Source organism: Sporosarcina sp. P18a, from assembly GCF_002743135.1.
In the GTDB taxonomy this organism is placed as follows: domain Bacteria; phylum Bacillota; class Bacilli; order Bacillales_A; family Planococcaceae; genus Sporosarcina.
In genome coordinates this window covers 158,045-177,892 of sequence record NZ_PDYQ01000002.1, presented here as the reverse complement: position 1 = coordinate 177,892, position 19,848 = coordinate 158,045, and the positions used below count along the sequence as shown (strand labels likewise).

At 41.8% G+C, this 19,848-nt stretch carries 18 protein-coding genes and 1 riboswitch; of the genes, 15 read left to right on the top strand and 3 right to left on the bottom strand.

Translation table 11 applies throughout. From position 1 onward, the window contains the following. Window positions 1-3: 3 nt before the first annotated feature. Window positions 4-774, bottom strand: a complete 771-nt coding sequence (locus CSV75_RS08390; RefSeq protein ID WP_099675480.1) for an ABC transporter ATP-binding protein — start codon at window positions 772-774, stop codon at window positions 4-6. A gap of 84 nt (window positions 775-858) precedes the next feature. After that, window positions 859-956, bottom strand: a riboswitch (TPP riboswitch). A gap of 278 nt (window positions 957-1,234) precedes the next feature. After that, a complete protein-coding gene (locus CSV75_RS08385; protein WP_099675479.1) occupies window positions 1,235-1,843 on the bottom strand; it encodes an NAD(P)H-dependent oxidoreductase in 609 nt (202 codons plus the stop codon). A 144-nt stretch (window positions 1,844-1,987) separates the two neighbouring features. On the opposite strand from CSV75_RS08385, the gene CSV75_RS08380 reads away from it, so the two are divergent. From CSV75_RS08380 to CSV75_RS08360, 4 genes are all read left to right on the top strand, one after another. Continuing rightward, window positions 1,988-2,338: a winged helix-turn-helix transcriptional regulator gene (locus CSV75_RS08380; RefSeq protein WP_099675478.1), complete on the top strand. Its 351-nt coding sequence runs from the start codon at window positions 1,988-1,990 to the stop codon at window positions 2,336-2,338. A gap of 174 nt (window positions 2,339-2,512) precedes the next feature. Then, window positions 2,513-3,082, top strand: coding sequence for a TetR/AcrR family transcriptional regulator (locus CSV75_RS08375; RefSeq protein ID WP_099675477.1), 570 nt, complete (start codon window positions 2,513-2,515; stop codon window positions 3,080-3,082). A gap of 39 nt (window positions 3,083-3,121) precedes the next feature. After that, entirely contained in the window at window positions 3,122-6,178 is a 3,057-nt protein-coding gene (locus tag CSV75_RS08370) for a YhgE/Pip domain-containing protein (RefSeq protein WP_099675476.1), read from the top strand. 792 nt (window positions 6,179-6,970) lie between these two features. Then, a complete protein-coding gene (locus CSV75_RS08360) occupies window positions 6,971-7,954 on the top strand; it encodes a nuclease-related domain-containing protein (RefSeq protein ID WP_099675474.1) in 984 nt (327 codons plus the stop codon). Between the two features lie 131 nt (window positions 7,955-8,085). Here CSV75_RS08360 and CSV75_RS08355 read toward each other — a convergent pair whose 3' ends face one another. Then, complete coding sequence (locus CSV75_RS08355; RefSeq protein WP_099675473.1) at window positions 8,086-8,406, bottom strand: GRAM domain-containing protein; 321 nt, start codon at window positions 8,404-8,406, stop codon at window positions 8,086-8,088. Between the two features lie 289 nt (window positions 8,407-8,695). On the opposite strand from CSV75_RS08355, the gene CSV75_RS08350 reads away from it, so the two are divergent. The 11 genes from CSV75_RS08350 to CSV75_RS16430 all read left to right on the top strand — a co-directional run bounded on the left by CSV75_RS08350 (window position 8,696) and on the right by CSV75_RS16430 (window position 19,832). Continuing rightward, window positions 8,696-9,673, top strand: coding sequence for a LacI family DNA-binding transcriptional regulator (locus CSV75_RS08350; protein WP_099675472.1), 978 nt, complete (start codon window positions 8,696-8,698; stop codon window positions 9,671-9,673). After that, window positions 9,673-10,551 carry a ribokinase gene (rbsK, locus tag CSV75_RS08345; protein WP_099675471.1) on the top strand — a complete coding sequence of 293 codons (879 nt, stop codon included), beginning with the start codon at window positions 9,673-9,675 and terminating at the stop codon, window positions 10,549-10,551. Before CSV75_RS08350 ends, rbsK begins: the two co-directional genes overlap by 1 nt. After that, window positions 10,548-10,937 (top strand): D-ribose pyranase, encoded by a 390-nt coding sequence (gene rbsD, locus CSV75_RS08340; RefSeq protein WP_099675470.1) that lies wholly within the window; start codon window positions 10,548-10,550, stop codon window positions 10,935-10,937. Before rbsK ends, rbsD begins: the two co-directional genes overlap by 4 nt. A 16-nt stretch (window positions 10,938-10,953) precedes the next feature. Next, the gene (locus CSV75_RS08335; protein ID WP_099675469.1) at window positions 10,954-12,450 is read left to right on the top strand and encodes a sugar ABC transporter ATP-binding protein; all 1,497 of its coding nucleotides are present in this window, start codon (window positions 10,954-10,956) and stop codon (window positions 12,448-12,450) included. Next, complete coding sequence (rbsC, locus tag CSV75_RS08330) at window positions 12,437-13,378, top strand: ribose ABC transporter permease (protein ID WP_099632244.1); 942 nt, start codon at window positions 12,437-12,439, stop codon at window positions 13,376-13,378. The genes CSV75_RS08335 and rbsC overlap by 14 nt, the downstream gene beginning before the upstream one ends. Window positions 13,379-13,393: 15 nt before the next feature. Beyond that, a complete protein-coding gene (gene rbsB, locus CSV75_RS08325) occupies window positions 13,394-14,329 on the top strand; it encodes a ribose ABC transporter substrate-binding protein RbsB (RefSeq protein ID WP_099675468.1) in 936 nt (311 codons plus the stop codon). A gap of 438 nt (window positions 14,330-14,767) precedes the next feature. Then, a complete protein-coding gene (locus CSV75_RS08320) occupies window positions 14,768-16,021 on the top strand; it encodes a M20 family metallo-hydrolase (RefSeq protein WP_099675467.1) in 1,254 nt (417 codons plus the stop codon). Between the two features lie 35 nt (window positions 16,022-16,056). Next, complete coding sequence (locus CSV75_RS08315; protein WP_099675466.1) at window positions 16,057-16,281, top strand: hypothetical protein; 225 nt, start codon at window positions 16,057-16,059, stop codon at window positions 16,279-16,281. Then, on the top strand, window positions 16,281-17,744 hold the full coding sequence (locus CSV75_RS08310; protein WP_099675668.1) for a sodium:solute symporter family protein: 1,464 nt from the start codon (window positions 16,281-16,283) through the stop codon (window positions 17,742-17,744). Before CSV75_RS08315 ends, CSV75_RS08310 begins: the two co-directional genes overlap by 1 nt. A gap of 39 nt (window positions 17,745-17,783) precedes the next feature. Then, window positions 17,784-19,409, top strand: a complete 1,626-nt coding sequence (locus CSV75_RS08305; RefSeq protein ID WP_099675465.1) for an amidohydrolase — start codon at window positions 17,784-17,786, stop codon at window positions 19,407-19,409. A 276-nt stretch (window positions 19,410-19,685) separates the two neighbouring features. Next, window positions 19,686-19,832, top strand: coding sequence for a hypothetical protein (locus tag CSV75_RS16430; RefSeq protein WP_199171330.1), 147 nt, complete (start codon window positions 19,686-19,688; stop codon window positions 19,830-19,832). The last annotated feature ends 16 nt before the right edge of the window (window positions 19,833-19,848 follow it).

The window sequence follows — 19,848 nt, the reverse complement described above, 5'->3', positions numbered from 1 at the left end:
TCTTCATAGCCGTTCCTCCGAACGAAGCTCGCTAATCAGTTGCTCTTTCAGTTCCATCAGTTCCGGTCGTGCCAAGTCCCGCGTCGTGCGTGGTCGGCTGAGAGGCACGATGACTTCGCGAATCGTCTGCACCGGTTTTTCAGCGAGTACAAAGATGCGATCGGATAGAAATAACGCTTCGTCGATATCATGCGTGATGAAGACGATGGTTTTATCGAGTTTCTGCCATTGATCGATGAGCCACTCTTGCATCGTCAGCCGCGTGATCGCATCCAGTGCGCTAAACGGCTCGTCCAATAATAAAATATTTGAGCCAGTCAGGATCGTTCGCAAAAAGGAAACACGTTGTCGCATCCCGCCGGATAAGTTTCCAGGGTAGGCGTTTTCTTCTCCTGCTAGTCCGAAGTCAGCTAGTAGTTGGATAATTTCATCGGAAGAAGGTTTGCGTCCTTGAAGCTCTACTGGTAATTGAACATTTTCTAGAATCGTTCGCCACGGCATGAGTAAGTCTTGCTGCGGCATATAGCCGACCTTGCCTAACCGCTCCATTGTCACTTCTCCATTTAATGAAATCTCTCCACTGTCAGGATTCTCAAGGCCAGTGACGAGTCGGAATAACGTGCTTTTACCATACCCGCTTGGTCCAATGATGCTAACGAACTCGCCTTCTTTAACGTGCCAGTCAACTTGATCGAAAATAACAGTTGGTTTCGAAGCTTTCGTTGCTTGATAATGAAAAGAGACATTCGTAAACTCTAAAACTTTATTCGTCATATTCTTACCACTTCTCATTTCTTCAAATAATTCACACAAAAAAACCACTTCTCTGTGCGAAGCGGTTGCATAGTACGGCCAAAATCCGTCATATGTCCACTTCCCTCCGCTAGCATTATCTAGTGCAGGTTCAAGGGTTAAGGCGAACGCCTTTCTCAGCAAAAGCACCCCTAGTGTTTATCCAACTCTTATCGTTACATAGTCTGAAAAGATAGTCAAGATAGTACTGGGGTAAATCCACATGACTAAAAAAGAGATAGACAGAGTTAGAGTATGAAATTTTTCAATTATGAGTTCGGTAAAATTAGTGGAGAAGTGATTGGGAGAGGGACTTAAACTAGTGGTAGCTACGATTAAGTAGATAAAGTAATAAAAAGCCACGTTTCTAAGAAAATAGAGCGTGGCTATTGTTCTTGATTAGTCAATACTTCTTCTAGTACTTCCGCTTTTAGAATACTTGTTACATACAATCTATTTTCTCTGTTAACGGGAAATGGGCTTGAATGGTATCATCCACTTGCTTTAACATCCCTGTATATGCTTCTTCATCAAGCCGTCCCACACTTCCAAATAGTAAATGATCCACAGGTTCAATTCCAGTGAAATCCCATATTCCAATGTCAGAAGTGAGTTTCAAAGCAGTGGTCATACCGATCTCATCATACACTTCATTGGGATGAGCATGCGTATTGATAATAAATCCTTTTTTACCTTTCAATAGCTTAATTGTCCCTTCTTCCCCAGAGGAATAAGCGAATCCATATGCAAATACTCGATCTACATACCCTTTAAGAATGGCTGGGAGACCCGTCCACCAAATGGGATAAATAAATGTAATTACGTCTGCTTCAGCAATAAATTCTTGCTCGATTTTTATATCTTCTGGAATAACACCTTGACTCATACTGATCAAATCCTCTGGTGTAAGGACTGGTTGAAAATTCAACTCATATAAATCACGCACTACCACTTCATGACCGTTCTTCTTTAGTGATTCAACGACTGTTTCTTTAATACTGTAGTTAAGACTTTTATTATCCGGGTGTGCATAAACAACTACATGTTTCATTTCGAATTCCTCCAATTTATACTAAATTTTTGTTTGCTTATGAAGCATAATTTTATAGTATAGTAGTAGGATTTATTTTGTAAGTAGTCACATTTTTATTACATAGTCACAAAAATGTGACCATTGAGCAAGGGAGGAATTGTAATGGAGCAAAGCGATGTGGGTCAACCACAAGAAGAAGTAAAAGAGTGGTGTCCGTTCATGGAGACCAAGGATATCATTTCGGGAAAGTGGAAAATGGTGATCTTATGGCATTTAAGCAGGAAGACCATAAGATTTAATGAACTTCAACGACTGCTACCTGGTATCTCAAAAGGTATATTGACACGTCAGCTGAGAGAGTTGGAAGCAGCTCAAATGATTCACAGAGAAGTATATAAAGTAGTTCCTCCAAAAGTAGAATACTCACTCTCATCTGTAGGTAAAAGTTTTATTCCAATACTAGACAGTATGACGGAGTGGGGGAAAGAATATAAGGAATTAACAAAAAGCTAACGCCCCTACTTCAAATGTACCCTATAACAGACCGGTGAGACGATCATACAAGTCAGTGAACTATGGCTTGTATGATCTTTTTTGTGCAATATCTTGCACTTTTTTATAAAAATATGTAATATAATGACTAATAGACCGAAATGGTATTCCGGTCATTTTAAAGGGAGTGTCTTCATGGATCGCAGAGAAGAAATCATTTTGGCGGCAGAAAAATCATTTTCGATGTTTGGCTATAAAGCGACGACGATGGATCAGGTAGCGAAGATTGCGAATGTAGGAAAGGGTACGATCTATACGTTTTTCTCAAATAAAGAGGAATTATTTCATTCAATTGTGTGGAAAATGGTTGAAGAAATGAAAGATATCTCTGAACGGACAGCTATTGAAGGAGCGTCTTTTCAAGAGAATGCCCATGCGCGTATTATGCAATTGCTGAAATTTCGCGAGACGCATCAGTTATTCATTAAACTGATAGAAGAAGAGAAAGAGTTGCGCACACCTGCTGTGGGGGATGTGTTAACTACTATTGAGAAGGAAATAGTGAATTTCATTGCTGGAAAGATCGATCGCGGTATCGCAAAAGGTGAATTGAAGCCATGTGATAGCGAGTTGATTGCATATCTTTTATTCAAATCTTATGTAGCACTAGTTAACGATTGGTCGAAAACGCATGACGACCAGCTGACGGAGAAGCAAATCACGGACGTGTTGAACAATACGATTTTCTCCAGTTTGTTAGTGTGACATGCGAATGACGGAATATAGAGTGAGGGTTTATACTAGATGAATAAAATTTGGTTCATAGTCAGACGGGATCTCCGGAATATCTTCAAGAATAAAGCTGCACTCATTGTCATTGCGGCCATTGCGTTTCTACCTTCCCTTTATGCTTGGATGAACATCCTCGCCTCGTGGGATCCCTACTCCAATACGAAAGGCGTAGAAGTTGCGGTCGTCAGTGAAGACGTAGGTGCGAAAATCGAGGATAAGGAATTCAATGTCGGGGATGAAGTGATCGTCTCGCTGACCAAGAACGACGATCTAGGCTGGCAATTCGTAACGAAAGATGAAGCGTTAAAAGGCGTGAAACATGGCGATTACTATGCTGCGATCATCATTCCGGAAGACTTCTCAGAGAATTTAAGCAGTATCGTAACCGATGATATTAAAAAGCCATCATTGGATTATTATATTAATGAAAAAATCAATGCAATTTCCCCGAAAGTAGCGGGCAAAGGTGCGTCTGCTATTGTAGAAAATATCGACAAAACATTCGTCGAACAAGCGAATGAAGCAGTCCTCAAGGTATTCAATAATCTCGGAGTAGAACTCGAAGGAAATCGAGTGAATATCGAAAAACTTCGGGATTTAATTTATCAATTGGAATATGACATTCCGGAAATTTATTCGAAATTACAGATGGTAGATAAAGGCTTGGATTTTGCCGATTCATCTATCGACCGCGTAGATGTCGTGCTGGACGATGTCAATGCCGTGCATGCCAATGCGAAAAAGTTGAATGCACGCTTGATCAGTAAGTTGCAAGAGAATGAAAAGGCTGTGGATCATACGTTGCGCGTCATTACGTCTAACCTGGAGAGTGCACAGACGGCATTTCGCAAAGTACCTAATTTGACGAGCGAGCTGTCAGGCAAAGGGGAAGACGTCGATCGTATTGTCGATTCGCTACGTGATAAGCAAGGCAAGTTGGAAGATACGAATGCGCGTTTAGATGATATTTACGATTATTTGAAAAAACAAGATCAGAACCTCAAAGACTCTACGAATATTAAAGAATTGCAAAGTACTTTGAATGATAGTGTCACAGATTTAAACCGTCTGAAAAAGAATTTGGAAACAATCATTTCCACTTTGCAGACTGGAACCAATCCGGCGACTGATTTAATTACGCAAACACAAGCGCTGTCTGACAAACTCGCTGAAGATATGGAAAAAATCAAAGGCAATTACGAAAATGTATTATCACCGCAAACTGAAAAGCTCATGAAGCAGTTGAATGAGCTTTCCGTAAATATTACGAGCTTATTGGATCGCGCGACAGAAGTAAACGGCAATGCACAGAAAGTCGTTCAAAGCTTAATCAGTAAGCGTGAATCTATTGACTTCAGTAAATACCAGGAGCAACTCGATACTATGTCTACTGCGATAGAAAGTCAGATTGGTAAAATGGATACAGTCGTTTCTGTATTAGAAGCGGCAAGTAAAGTGACGGGCAGTGACAAACTAGTTGGTCTGCAACAGAAATTCATCGCGCTACGAGATCAATTATCGTCGACCAAACAAGCCATCGATAAAGTGCAAGCCGCTATCAATAGAGGGGAGAAACCGAGCCTCGAGTTGTTGAATCAACTAAACGGACAGCTACAGGCAAGTCAGCAAAAGATTGTCGATGGACGCAATCAATTCGATGCGAATAGCCAAAAAGCAATTCAAGATGCTATGGAACAACTACAAACTTTCGATGAAGGACTTCGCGATCGGTTCAATGAACTTCAAGCCTCAAAAACAGAAATTGATGAGAAACTTGCTGGATTGCTAGAAACAGCGGAAGATCCCAAGGTGACAATTGGTGTACTTCAAACGATGGTCGGCCGAATCGATAACGGACTTACGGCAATTGGCTCCATCCAAAATGGATTAACGGATCTTGAGAAATTCATTAATTCGGATACACTGTCCAATGAAATCGAACGAATCAAAACGGTTCAAGACAGCCTGTCATCTGCCCATTCATCCGTGGACGGTTTGGTGGGTCGAATCAATGAATCGAAAGCGAACGGCAAAAAGCATTTGGCTGAAGTCGATCGTGTATCTGGAGAATTGGATCGTTCAGTTGGAGAGGCTATCGATTTCGTCAATAGTGATTTGACAAGAAAGTATAAATCCGCGATCCGTGATGCAACGAATGCATTGTATGATGTGTCCGATGTACTGGATGAAGTAAATGGGCGGGTTCCACGTCTGCGCACTGCACTTGAAAAAGCAGAAGAAGGCGTGGCACTAGGCAAAAAAGATTTGGCGAAAGTGCAACAACAATTCCCGGAAGCACGTGACACAATTGAAAAGATAGCAGAAAAGATCCGCAAATTAGAAGAAGACGGAGACTTGGATAGGTTATTGGATGTTCTTTCAACAGATCCTAAAGGTGTCAGTAAGTTTCTTGCTGAACCCGTTGTCTTGAATGAACATGCGTTATATCCGATTCCAAACTACGGTTCAGCCATGAGCCCGTTCTACACGACACTTTCATTGTGGGTCGGTGCGTTGTTGATGGTATCCACATTGAAAGTGGACATTCGAGAGAAAACACGATTCAAAAACTATCAAACATATCTTGGACGATTAATAATATTCGCTGGGATTGGCACAATTCAATCATTAATCGTCACACTCGGTGAGTTATTCATTATGAATGTCTACGTCGTCAACAAGCTTCCATTTGTATTATTCGGTGTACTGATCAGCGTCGTATTCGTTACTATCGTCTACACACTCGTGTCCGTATTCGGAAACACCGGGAAAGTCATCGCAATCATTTTAATGGTCATGCAACTCGGCGCATCAGGGGGTACATTCCCGATTCAAATGGCACCAGAATTCTTCCAACAGATTTCTGCCTTTATGCCATTCACACATGCGATCACTTTATTGCGTGAATCTATTGGTGGGATAATCTGGGGAGTCGCGTTAAAACAAATCCTTTATTTGCTCATTTATTTCGCATTGGCGCTAGGTGTTGGGCTTGGATTGAAGAAGTTTTTCAATAAATCGAGTGATAAGTTTATGGAGAAGGCGAAGGAAAGTAATATTGTGATGTGATGGATAGGTAGATAGAAAGACTGCGCTGGAGGTCATGCTAGTTGTAATGGCTTCTTGGTGCAGTCTTTTTATGTGGTTTGGAGAGGTGGCGGGAGTGGGGGAAGGGGACGGGACCGCGCTATTCGGAGCGTGAACCGCGCTAAACTTGAGGAGTACCGCGCTATTAGAAGCCTAGACCGCGCTAAAGTCGAATGACATCGCGCTATATACGCTATGAACCGCGCCAAAGCCGTCCAACATCGCGCTATGGACTGCTCTTATGATTGTAGATTTAGTACTCGTTGTGACTGCTTCTAGCTGCAGTCTTTTTTGTGGTTTGGGGAGGGGCAGGCAGTGGGAGTGGGTGGACGGGGACGGGACCGCGCTATTCGTAGCGTAAATCGCGCTAAACTTGAGGAGTACCGCGCTATTAGTGGCCTAGACCGCGCTAAAGTCGTCCAACACCGCGCTATTGCCCCTAAGAACCGCGCCAAAGTCATCCATCATCGCGCTATTCGGCTGCCCATCATTGTAAAGTTCTACTTGTTTTGATGTCTAAACAAGTTTCACGTCATATATGTCCAGCAAAAGTGAGGATAGTTCACTATTTAGTCAGGTCAACATATTTATTTTCGTCAAATATGGCGTTACATGAATACATTTCAACCTAACTTTTCAATTTCATTACCCAAAATGCTAGTAGAATTGAAAAGTGCCCCTCAATTTAACACTGAAATTCAAAAAACACACGGATGTTCTCAAATGGTTACCTCCTTGCTATACTTATAGGAACAAAAAAGGGGGTAATTTGTATTGATTTATAAGCAAAGAAAAGTTCCTGAAATTCTAGTTGGTCAGCAATTGTTGCTAAAGAGGCTACGTCCCAACCATCCGAACTTCTTGAAGTTACAGAAAGACTGTTACAATAGCCAAGCTGGGTTTGGTGGGGAAAGAGATTTCGACTATCAAATGCGGGAGTTTAAACCAGATTATCCGTATGCCATTCTTCATGATCTATATCTTCAGCAGGATCAAGTATATTTTCAAATCGATTCGTTATTAATAACACCGAGTGCCATTATAGTTTTTGAAGTGAAAAACATGGCCGGTAAACTTTTCATTACACAGAATCCTACTCAGTTTATTAAAGAAGAGTTGAGTGGCAATCGTTTGGTTTTGAAAAGTCCGATAGAAGAGTTGGAAAGAAAAAAGTATTTTTTGACACGGTGGTTGAAAGATCATGAAATCGAGTTACCGCTTCTGGATTTTGTAGTTCTCGCTTATCAAAATGAACTTGTTATCGAGAATTTGGCAACCGACAAAGTAGTGTTTGCTTATGAGGTGCCCAATAGATTGAGGAGGTTGGAAAATCAACAAACTATTTTATCTAACGATGAAATTCGTCAACTAGCTCATCAACTCAAAACCCATCATCGAGCTTTTCATCCATATCCCCTCCATAAGAAGTATGAAGTGAGTTTGTCTGATATACAGTCTGGTGTTTTTTGTACGTCTTGTCAGCACTCCCAAATGACTTGGCTATCAAAAACGTGGAGATGCCTTCATTGTGGCCATCGTGATCTCAAAGCCCACTTTCCTGCACTACAAGATTGGTATTGTGTTTTTGGACCCCACATAACAAATAACCAACTACGCCAATTCCTATCCATAAGTAGTCGGCACACAGCCCGTCGCCTTCTCACTACACCGAATACTAATGTTACTGGGAGCGGCCGCGCGGCGATTTATCATATTTCATCGAAAATCCTCCTCATGAATGAATCCCTACATACCTAAAATTAAATGTTAGTTTCTTTTCTCTTATGTAATTAATCTTGGAAATGTATTTAACCGCGCTATTACGCATAATCAGCTCAACAAAAAGAGCAGTTCACCAATTCGAACCGCTCTTTCAATCTTCATTCTATTTACATCAAATCCCAAACGGTCTTGATAATCTCATCGCATTTCACGAAAAGTGAACTCTCTAAAACAAATGTCTGCAGAGCACCATCTTTTAACTCGACGGTAATTCCGTTCGGCACAATACCTAGTACGTACGATGAGTCAATATTATTGATGTCAGCAATATTGAATTCTAAAATTTCTCTTTGAAAATGCATATTGCGTGGTTGGAAAATGAAACGCTGATTGGTAATAAATAAATTGCCACTGACGTAATCTATACTTTTGCGCAAGTCCACAGGTAATTCGTATTGAACTTTTTCGTTTTCTCGAGAATTTATCATGCAGATCTCTCCTCTATGGATTTTATCTGTGACTCTATTTTCATTTTACCTCTATAGATATGTATAGACAAGACATCTTGATTTGCTTACATCCTTTCTATAAAAAGGAAGGTGATCATGGTTGTCCAGTATGTGCTCAATCCACCCCAACACCCGCCCTATCTAACCCAATATTCACTCAATAAACCACGCCCGAAACCAAAATCACTTCTCTATTGACACTAAAAAACTTCGTCTGTTATCATTATGTGTAACCGGTACCACATAGAACAGAATGTAGGTGAAATAGTTGGCAAATATACGGGATGTGGCTAAAGCCGCTGGAGTTTCAGTGGCGACTGTTTCACGCTATTTAAATAATAAAGGATACATAAGTGATGAGGCGAAACGCGTGATTGCACAGGCGGTTGAAGAGTTGAACTATCAGCCGAGTATGATTGCGCGTTCGCTGAGTACAAAACAATCTACGTTTATTGGCTTAATTGTTCCGGATATCGTCAATCCGTTTTTTCCGGAACTGGCGCGTGCAATTGAAGATGTTGCGTTGGCGTACGGATACACGGTGATTTTGTGTAACTCGGATGAAGATTTGGAGAAGGAAATTAATTATGTGAAGACGTTGCAACAGAAATATGTGGCGGGTTTCATTGTTGCGACGAGTCATGCGGAAGCGGAACATTATATAGGGTTGGATATCCCCATTGTCGCAATTGACCGGAGAATTCATTCATCGATACCGTATATTGCGACGGATAACCGCGAAGGTGCTCGGATAGGAACAGCGCATTTATTGGATAGCGGCTGTACAAACATTCTTTGTATGCGGGGACCTTCCGGATTAGGTCCTGCAGATGATCGATTTGCTGGGTTCAATGATGCCGTGAAGGGGAAGAAAATACATACACATATTATTGAATGTCCATTCCAGTTTGATGTAGCGGAGACCATGGTGAAAAAGGTATTGGCAGAAGTATCGATTGACGGAATTTTTGCGAGCAGTGATGTGACGGCAGCAGGCGCAATGAAAGCTGCATATTCAGCAGGTATTCAGGTGCCGGGTCAGCTTCAAATCGTTGGATATGACGGAACGATGCTTGCGAGCCAATTAACGCCAGGCTTGACGACGGTAGCGCAGGATCTATACCGAATTGGTGCGATGGCAGCGAGGATGTTGATTAAATTAATTGAAGGGCAAGAGTTGACGGAGCGTGAAGTATTGATTCCGGCAGAGTTGCTCATTCGCCAAACAACGAGGAGTGGAGCATGATGATAACGGTAATTGGTAGTGCCAACATGGATTTGGTAGTGGGCACACAGAATTTCCCAGATCAGGGGGAGACGGTTCTTGGAAATGTGTTCGATACCGTGCCAGGTGGGAAAGGCGCGAATCAGGCAATTGCTGCGGCGCGACTTGGCAGTGAAACACATATGGTGGCTTGCGTGGGAAATGATTTATTTGGAACGAGCATTGTGAATAATCTTCAGGAGAATAAAGTCGGCGTCACCGGTGTACGTACTGTGGACGGAGCTTCGGGCATTGCGAATATATTGCTGTCAGAAGGAGATAATCGGATTATTGTCGTTCCGGGTGCCAATTCTATGTTGGAGCCAACTCAAATTGATGCGATAGAAGACTTGATCAAGCGCAGTAAATTGGTCATGCTTCAACTTGAAATACCGATACCAACTGTCATCTATACATTAGCAAAGTGCCAAGCGCTAGGAATTCCCGTTTTGTTGAATCCTGCACCGGCGGGCGGGTTCGAACTTGACATGATGCCTTCCATTACCTATTTGACGCCGAATGAAACAGAATGTGAACAGATCTTCGGCATGGATATGGTCAGTGCATTAGAAAAGTATCCGAACCGTTTAATTATCACGCTGGGTAGTAACGGCGCACGATTCTTCGATGGAGAAAAGCACGTCATCGTAGAAAGCTTTAAGACGAATGCCGTGGATACGACAGGCGCGGGTGATACGTTTAACGGAGCTCTTGCACATGGGATTGTAGCCGGAATGAATTTGGAACGAGCAGTTCGTTTCGCGAATGCGGCTGCTTCACTTTCCGTAGAGAAGTTCGGCGCACAAGGTGGCATGCCTTCATTTGAAGAAGTGGAAGCGCGTTTGGAGGAGAGACGATGAAAAAGCACGGCATGATCAATCGCGATATTGCGGCAGTGCTTGCTAAAATGGGTCACACTGATCAATTGACGATTGCGGATTGCGGTCTGCCGATACCTGAAGGTGTTCCGTGCATCGATCTTTCCTACACTCTAGGAAAACCAGGCTTCACCGAGATTTTATTGGAACTTATGAAAGACTTTCAAGCGGAAAAAGTATATATTGCAAGTGAAATAAAAGTGGAGAACCCTGCAGTGTATAGTGAAATAAAACGATTAGAATGCCCGATAGATGAGCTGACACATGATCAATTTAAAGAACAATCAAGACAATCGAAAGTTATTATTCGTACAGGAGAGGCGACACCTTATGCCAATATTATCGTACAGTCAGGCGTCATATTCTGAAAGTGGGTGTGCAGAGATGATTGCGATGAGTGGGATATCGAAAAGTTTCAATGGAAATAAAGTACTCGACAATGTGGAGTTTAATGTAGTCAAAGGAGAAATCCATGCGCTCATGGGAGAGAACGGTGCAGGGAAATCGACGATGATGAAGATTTTGACAGGGATTTATACGCGTGACTCAGGAGAGATCACGGTCAATGGGAAAAAAGTAGAGTTTAAGAACGCCAAGGAAGCTGAAGCAGCGGGAATTACGGTCATTCATCAAGAGCTTAATATTTTACCCGACTTGACAGTTGCTGAGAACTTTTACTTAGGTAAAGAAAAGACGTTCGGCAAAAGCGGGATTTTGAAGACGAAAGAAATGAATCGTCAAGCGGAAGAAATTTTGTCGAAGCTAGGTCTGGATGTCGATGCGCGCACAATCACTCGTGAATTATCTGTTGGTAAACAGCAGATTATTGAGATAGCGAAGGCGGTTTCTTCTAATGCTGAATTGATTATTATGGATGAGCCGACTGCAGCATTGACGGACCGTGAAATTGAAACGTTATTTAAAACCGTTCGATCATTGCAAGCAGAAGGTGTTTCATTCGTTTATATTTCACACCGAATGGAAGAGATCTTCGCGATGTGCGACCGCATTACGATTTTACGAGACGGTCAATACGTCGGTGTGCGGAATATAAAAGACACGACGTTTGAAGAAATTGTACAGATGATGGTCGGACGTGAGCTGGGCGAACGATTCCCAGCGCGTGCATGTGAAATCGGTGATGTGAAGCTGAAAGTAGAAGGTCTCGCGCGTGGTGACCATTTTGAAGACATAACGTTTGAAGTGCGAAAAGGTGAAATTGTCGGTATTGCTGGATTGATGGGTGCCGGTCGTACGGAAGTGATTCAATCGATTTTCGGCTTTAAGAAACCGACTGCGGGTAAGATTTTCATTGATGGCAAGCAAGTGGTTATTTCGAATCCGTTGCAAGCGAAAAAGCTCGGCATCGGATATGTCACGGAGGATCGGAAATCGGAAGGGTTGATTCTTGATTTTTCGGTTCGGGAAAATATGTGCTTGACCAACTTCAGTCGAATTTCAAATTCAGGAGTCATTCAACGAACGAAAGAAAAGCAGTTGTATGACACGATGTCTAAACGTTTAGGCGTCCGTACGTCTGGACCTGAACAAATTGTCAAGTCGTTGAGTGGCGGTAACCAACAAAAGGTAGTCATCGCAAAATGGCTTGGAATTGAGCCAGATATTCTATTTTTGGATGAACCGACAAGAGGTGTTGACGTTGGGGCGAAGAAAGAAATTTACAGCATCATCAATGAATTGGCTGAGCGTGGAGTCGCAATTGTGATGATTTCGTCCGAACTACCGGAAGTTATTGGTATGGCAGACCGTGTGCTCGTCATGCACGAAGGTCAGTTGATGGCAGATATACCGAAAGAAGAAATGACGCAAGAACGAATTATGCATTTTGCAACAGGAGGTGACAAGGTTGTCCAAGACTAATATGAAATCGTCATTACAGAAATTAGGACCGGTTATCGGCTTATTATTGATCGTGGTCATCATTTCAATTATGAGTCCAAGTTTTTTAACGATGAACAACTTGTTCAACGTATTGCGTCAAGTTTCCATTAACGCATTGATTGCGTTCGGGATGACGTTTGTTATTTTGACCGGTGGAATTGATTTATCAGTTGGATCGATTCTCGCGTTAACCGGTGCCGTGACCGCAGGTATGATGTCAGGCGGCATGGATCCAATCCTTGCCATGTTACTTGGCGTATTACTAGGTGTGCTACTCGGTGCAATTAACGGTTTGATTATTGCGAAAGGAAAGGTCGCACCATTTATCGCGACACTCGCGACGATGACGATTTTCCGCGGATTGACTTTAGTTTATACTGAAGGCCGTCCGATTTCAGGACTTGGCGATTCATTTACATTCCAAATGCTCGGAAAAGGATATATTTTTGGTATTCCAGTTCCGGTCATCACGATGGCAATCTCCTTTGCAGTGCTGTACTTTATATTGAAGAAAACAACATTCGGACGCCGTGTGTATGCGGTCGGTGGTAACGAAGAAGCGTCACGTCTTTCGGGGATTAATGTGGATCGAGTGAAGATTTATGTCTATTCACTGGCAGGCGGTCTGACAGCCATTGCGGCATTAATTTTGACATCGCGCTTAAACTCGGCACAGCCTACAGCGGGTAATATGTTTGAACTCGATGCGATTGCGGCCGTTGTACTAGGTGGGACTAGCCTGACTGGTGGTCGCGGTTGGATTGTTGGCACATTGATAGGTGCTTTGATTATAGGGGTTTTAAATAATGGGTTGAATTTGATCGGCGTTTCCTCTTTCTTCCAACAGGTTGTAAAGGGTGCAGTAATATTAATCGCAGTACTATTAGATCGCAAAAAAACAGCATAAGGAGATGTGAATGTAATGAAAACTATCAAATGGTTACTACTTATGGCAATCGTGCTCGTATTGGCTGCTTGTTCATTGGATCAACCCGGCTCGAAATCTTCATCAGATGAAAAAGGCAAGGCTGGAAAAGAAAGCGACAAGGCGTATAAAATCGGTTTTTCCATATCGACACTAAACAATCCATTCTTCGTGACATTGAGTGAAGGTGTGAAGGAACAGGCGAAGGAATCTGGATCAGAAGTAATCGTTGTCGATGCACAAGATGATGCGTCTAAACAAGCAAGTGACGTAGAAGATTTAATTCAACAAGGTGTAGATTTGCTCATTATCAATCCTACAGATTCTGAAGCAGTGGTCTCTGCAGTGCAATCGGCAAACAGTTCCAACGTTCCGGTTATCACGGTAGACCGTAGAGCAGAAGGTGGCGAAGTCGTTTCCCACATCGCCTCAGATAATAAAGCGGGCGGTGTGTTAGCTGGAGAATACATGATGGAGTTACTTGGCGAAGATCACCCGAAAGTGGCAGAGCTTGAAGGAATCTCAGGTTCATCCGCGGCACGTGATCGAGGAGCGGGCTTTAACGAAGCGGTGGACGGCAAAGTAAATATCGTGACGAAACAAACAGCAAACTTTAACCGTGCAGAAGGTTTGACGGTAATGGAAAATATTTTACAATCAAATCCAGATATTCAAGGCGTATTCGCACATAATGATGAGATGGCGTTGGGTGCATTAGAAGCTATTCAGTCCACTGGTAAGGATATCGCGATCATTGGATTCGACGCAACAGACGACGCAGTCAAATCTGTCAAAGACGGTAAGTTGTCCGCCACGATTGCACAGAAGCCCGAGGAAATTGGGACGAAGGCTATGGATGCAGCGGTAGCCATACTTAACGGTGAAGAGGTAGACGCAGATATTCCTGTTGATTTGGAATTAATTAAAGAGTAAATGTGAGTTTTTAGTTTGAGGAGGAGCTCTCTGGCCAAGTTTTTTGGCTGGGGAGTTTTTTTGTGGTTTTTTTGGGGGATGGGTGGGGATAGAGCGGATATCCCGTGATATAGAGCGCTCGCGTCCTGCTATAGAGCGAATCCCCATATGATAGAGCACCCACACCCCACAATACAACAAATATTCCGTAAGAGTGAGTGGTTGACTCGCATACTATCGTATCCAAGTTACGTCGTATACCATTCAATAGTGTATAAAAGGAGTGTTGTTATCATATGCATGTAATGTAAACCCCCAACATTTTATATGAACTATATACATTAATTGGACAATCTATTTGGGTTTCTATGCAATGACTTTACATTTAGTAAAATGAGTCTCGCCATTATGCAATATACATTGAATAAAAGAGGGATTCATTCAAAGGGGAGTGTTTAGATGGAAGCAACCACATTTTCAATTCAAGCAGGAAGAGTAAATAATAATCTACAAGTGTTAGGGAGAATAGGGAAAATTGGTTCCACTGGTGTCTCCAGACTTGCACACTCACCTGAAGATAAAGAAGCGGTGCTCCATGTGAAAAAATACATGGATGAAATCGGTTTACAGACGGAAATTGATCAATTTGGTAATTTAATCGGGAGAATGGATGGCGTAGCGAATGATGCTCCAGCCTTAGTAATGGGCTCACATATTGATTCACAACCTTATGGTGGAAGATTTGATGGGGCGCTTGGAGTAATCGGGGCGATTGAAGTGTTGGAAACGCTGCATGATAAGGGAATACAGCCTGAAATCCCCATTGTGATATTTGCTTTTGCTGATGAGGAAGGTTCACGATTCAATAAAGGCTTGTTTGGTGTAAGAGGCATGTTAGGTAAAGTAGAGGAGGGAGAGCTCGAACGAAGGGATAAGAATGGAATGACTAGGCGACAGGCGCTCATTGAATTTGGTTGTGATCCGTCAAAGTTTCAAGAATCACTGATTGACACTACTACATTTGCAGCATTTTTAGAGCTTCATATTGAACAGGGACCGGTTTTGGAAGCGAAGAATGAACCCGTTGGAATTGTTACCGGTATTTCAGGACCTTTGTGGTTGACGGTTGAAATGGAAGGTATGGCGGGTCATGCGGGATCTGTGCCCATGTCTATGCGACAAGATGCTTTAGTGGGTGCAGCTAAAGTCATTGTAAAATTAAATGAATTAGCTCAAGAAGTTCCAGGAGCCCCCACAGTGAGTACAATCGGAAGTTTGCAAGTGTTTCCTGACTCTCGCAATATCATTCCTGAAAAAGTCACGTTTACAGTGGATTTGCGGGATATTGATGAAAGTAGACGGGATCAAATCGAACAAGTTTTCCTTCAGGAACTAGAGAACATTGCAGTTGAACATAGCTTGTCTTATAAAATCAACGAAGATACACGAAGTGAACCTAGGTTTTGTGATGAAAGTATTATGCAGATTATGAGAGAAGAAAGTGCTGACATGAACTTAACACCACCAGAATTAATGAGTGGTCCTTTTCACGACTCGCTTGAAATGTCCTATGTATGTGATTACGGCATGATTTTTGTTCGTTCAAAAGATGGTATTAGTCATAACCCGAAAGAATATAGTTCACCAGAGGATATTGCATTAGGAGTGGAGTTACTTTATAAGACTGTTTATAGAATGGCTTGTCAAAAATAATCATTCATAAAGAATATAGCGAATGGAGGGATTGGATGAGTAAAAAGAAGTTCAATACTATTTATATAGTGATCGTTACTATTCCTTTTTTATTATTAATATTTCCTTTATTTGAGATAGCAAACCGAGCAACTCCTATCATTATGGGACTACCTTTCTCATTTTTCTATATCATTCTAGTAATCCTCATCACGTTTTCGGGGGTTTTGATTTTGTATAAATTTGATCCAGAACATCAATTTGAAGAAGGTGATGAATGATGGAGCATTGGCAAATTGCGTTAATTATTATGATTAGCTATTTAGTCATCGCATTGGTTGTTGGAGTGTGGGCAGGTAAAGGTCAAGATTCCAGTTCACTCGATGAATTTGCTGTTGCAGGAGGTAAGTTGGGATTAATCGTCATGTGGTTCTTGATGGGCGGAGCTGTATTTAGCGCTTTCTCATTTTTGGGCGCACCTGGTTGGGCTTATGAAAAAGGGGCTCCTGCATATTATATTATTATTTATACAGCATTTGCGATACTCCCCTGGTATATTATAGGACCTAAAATCTCTAGAATCGGAAAGAAATTTAATCTGTATACATTATCTTCATTTTTCAGAGTTCGTTATAGAAGTAAGACTCTCGGCATAATAGTTGGTTTACTTGCATTATTAGCTTCCATTCAATATTTGGCTACCCAGTTAACAGGAATGGCACACATCTTTAATATCATGACAGAAGGAAGAATTCCATTTTGGCTCGGCGCTCTTCTCGCATACGGAATTGTTGTTATTTATGTGGCGACAGGAGGGCTACGGGCCGCAGCTTGGTCTGACGTATTCCAAGGGTTACTCATGATTATTATTTCATGGGTTGTAGGAATAGCGATTGTGAATCAGTTACACGACTCGATGGGAGTTATGTTTACGAATATTGCAACTGAAAACCCTGGATTCTTACAGATAGGAAAAGAAGGATCTGCTATGGGGACAATACCCTTTACAACGACAATTTTAGTATCTGTAATTGGATTCTTGATGTGGCCACATCTATTCACGAAGTCCTATGCATCCAGCCCCAAAGTGATTAAGAAAACAGTTTTGGTTTATCCAATCTTCGCGCTATTCCTAGTCCCTTTATTGCTGGTTGGATTTGCAGCTAAAGGCATTGTAGATGCGAACTTGATTGAAAGTGCGGATCAGGTACTCCCATTTTTGATCACCACTGTCATGAATCTACCGGGATGGGTGTATGGACTAGTTGGCGCTGGTGCACTAGCAGCTGCCATGTCGTCCGCTGATGCGATTACACACAACGCCACCTTGGAAACGACGGACGGTGTGATTCGTACGATTTTCAAAGATTTATCCGATAAGACCGTTTTAAAGATTATGCGTATAGGTGTATTCGGCATCGGAGGATTGGCTTATATTATCACCGTTTTCGGAGGTCAGGGATTAATTGTCTTACTCTTAGGGGCTTATGGCGCTATTGTACAGTTTGCACCAGGAGTTTACAGTGCATTGTATTGGCGTGGCGCAACGGCTAAAGGAGTGATCAGTGGATTAGTTGTGGGGGCAATGTTGAATTTCTATTTCCAACTAGTTGCAGACACTACACCATTAGGCATCCACGCTGGAATTATTGGATTGATTGCTAATGTCGTCATTATGATTGTAGTAAGCCTACTTACAAAATCAGATAGAAGCGAGGAAGAAGACACGTATATTCGTAGCTAATCCATACATGTGTAGTCAAGTACAGAGAGGTGATCTATAGTGCATGCAGATATAGTATTTACTAATGGAGAAGTGATCACAGTCGATAAGGATTGCTCCATCATGGAAGCGGTAGCAATAAAAGATCATACAATTATCGGCGTCGGTAAGATGAAAGAAGTTGGAAGGTTTATTGGAAAAGACACGAAAGTTATCGACCTGGAAGGGAAATCCCTTCTTCCAGGTTTCATAGATCCGCACTTACATTTAACTATTTACGGAACGAACTTGCTCGGTATTAACTGTGCAAGTCTTGAAACCAACTCGTTGGGATTCTTGTATAAGGAAATGAAAAAAAGAGCGGAACATACAGCTAAAGGCGAGTGGATCCGAGTTACAGGCTTCAATGAAAATGCTATCAAGGAAAAACGTTTCCCTACCATTCAAGAGCTTGACGCTATATCTGCTGAACATCCGATCGTAATTATTCGAGTTTGTAATCATACGTCTATTGCAAATAGCATGGCATTGGAACTTGCAGGTATCACATCGAAGTCTGAAAATCCTGCAGGCGGTGAGATAGAGCGTGATGTACATGGAGAATTAACAGGTAAAATGATTGAGAATGCACATATGCAACTATTTAATGTAGCTGATTATAGTGCAGATGAAATTAAAAAAGGACTGAAATTAGCGTCACAGATATTTGTGGAGTCCGGCATAACCAGTTTACATGATGCGGGTAGTTATGGCTGGGGACCAGATATTTTAAAGCTAATGAAAACAAGTATAGATTCAGGCGATGTAAAAAACCGAGTATATGCCCTCATTGGATCATTGACGGATTCAGAATCTTTCATCCGACATATGATTGATGAAGGTGTAGTTACGGGAGATGGCGATGAATGGTTTAAAATTGGACCTGCTAAACTCTTTACAGATGGCAGCAGTACAGGACCTACCTTATCCACAAGGGAACCGTATGATAGTGATCCGACAGATACAGGCATACTCTATTACGACCAAGAAAGAATGAATGAAGTCCTAGGAGAAGCACACAGCAAGGGATACCAAATTACTGCGCATGCACAAGGTGATCGGGCGATTGAAATGGTGTTGAATTGTATTGAAGGGGCGCTTGAGAAACACCCCCGGACAGATCATCGTCATCGCATTGAACATGCCGGAATAGCTAGTAAGGATCTACAGGAACGGATGAAGGAGTTAGGAGTTGTCGTTATTCCGAACCCCGCTTTTATGTACGTGAATGGTGATAGCTATCTTGAATTTTACGGTGATCGTGTGCATGTGATGTATCCAGCAAATGATTATTTGGAAAAGGGAATACCTTTTGCATTTGCCTCTGATACGCCTGTAGTAGACCATAATCCTTTACTTGGTATTCATGCGGCAGTCAATAGAAAAACTATTTCAGGACAAGATGCCGGAATTTATCAGAGGGTGAGTGTGCTTGAGGCCATCAAAGCCTATACCTATATGGGTGCTTATGCAAGTTTCGATGAAAATCAAAAAGGCAGTATCGAAGTAGGGAAATTAGCAGATTTGGTTGTGTTGGATCAAAGTATTCTATCAGTCGAAAGAGAAAGTATTAAAGATCTGACTGTGGAATTGACGATGATCGATGGGGAAATAGCGTATGAAAAGCAGTATAGTGATAGGAAATAAGATATTTTAAGTACTAGTTTATAGGATTACCAGCCATTCGAGATTTTTGAATGGCTTTTATTATGGAGAAATATAGCGGGATACAACGTAATACTCGCATTGGATTTTAAAGTAATTATTTATCGTAGATCAGTTTCTTGTATAGGATATGCAAGACATAGTGACTAAATATTTTTATCACGAAATAACAGTATGTCCAATGTATGATTACCTAGTTATTACTATACTATATCAAGCCTAAAAATTAGAGAGTACATTGAAACGGGAGGTGAATACATGCTTGGTTTTCCTGTAGAAACATTTTGGTGGTTTGTTCCATGGCCTTTCATATGGGTAGGGTTAGCAACTATTATCTACTTTAAAATGAAAAAAGACGATGAGTTGGAAGAGAAGATGGAAAAAGACCAGAATCAAAATCTGTAGTCGCGAGGGGAGGGCA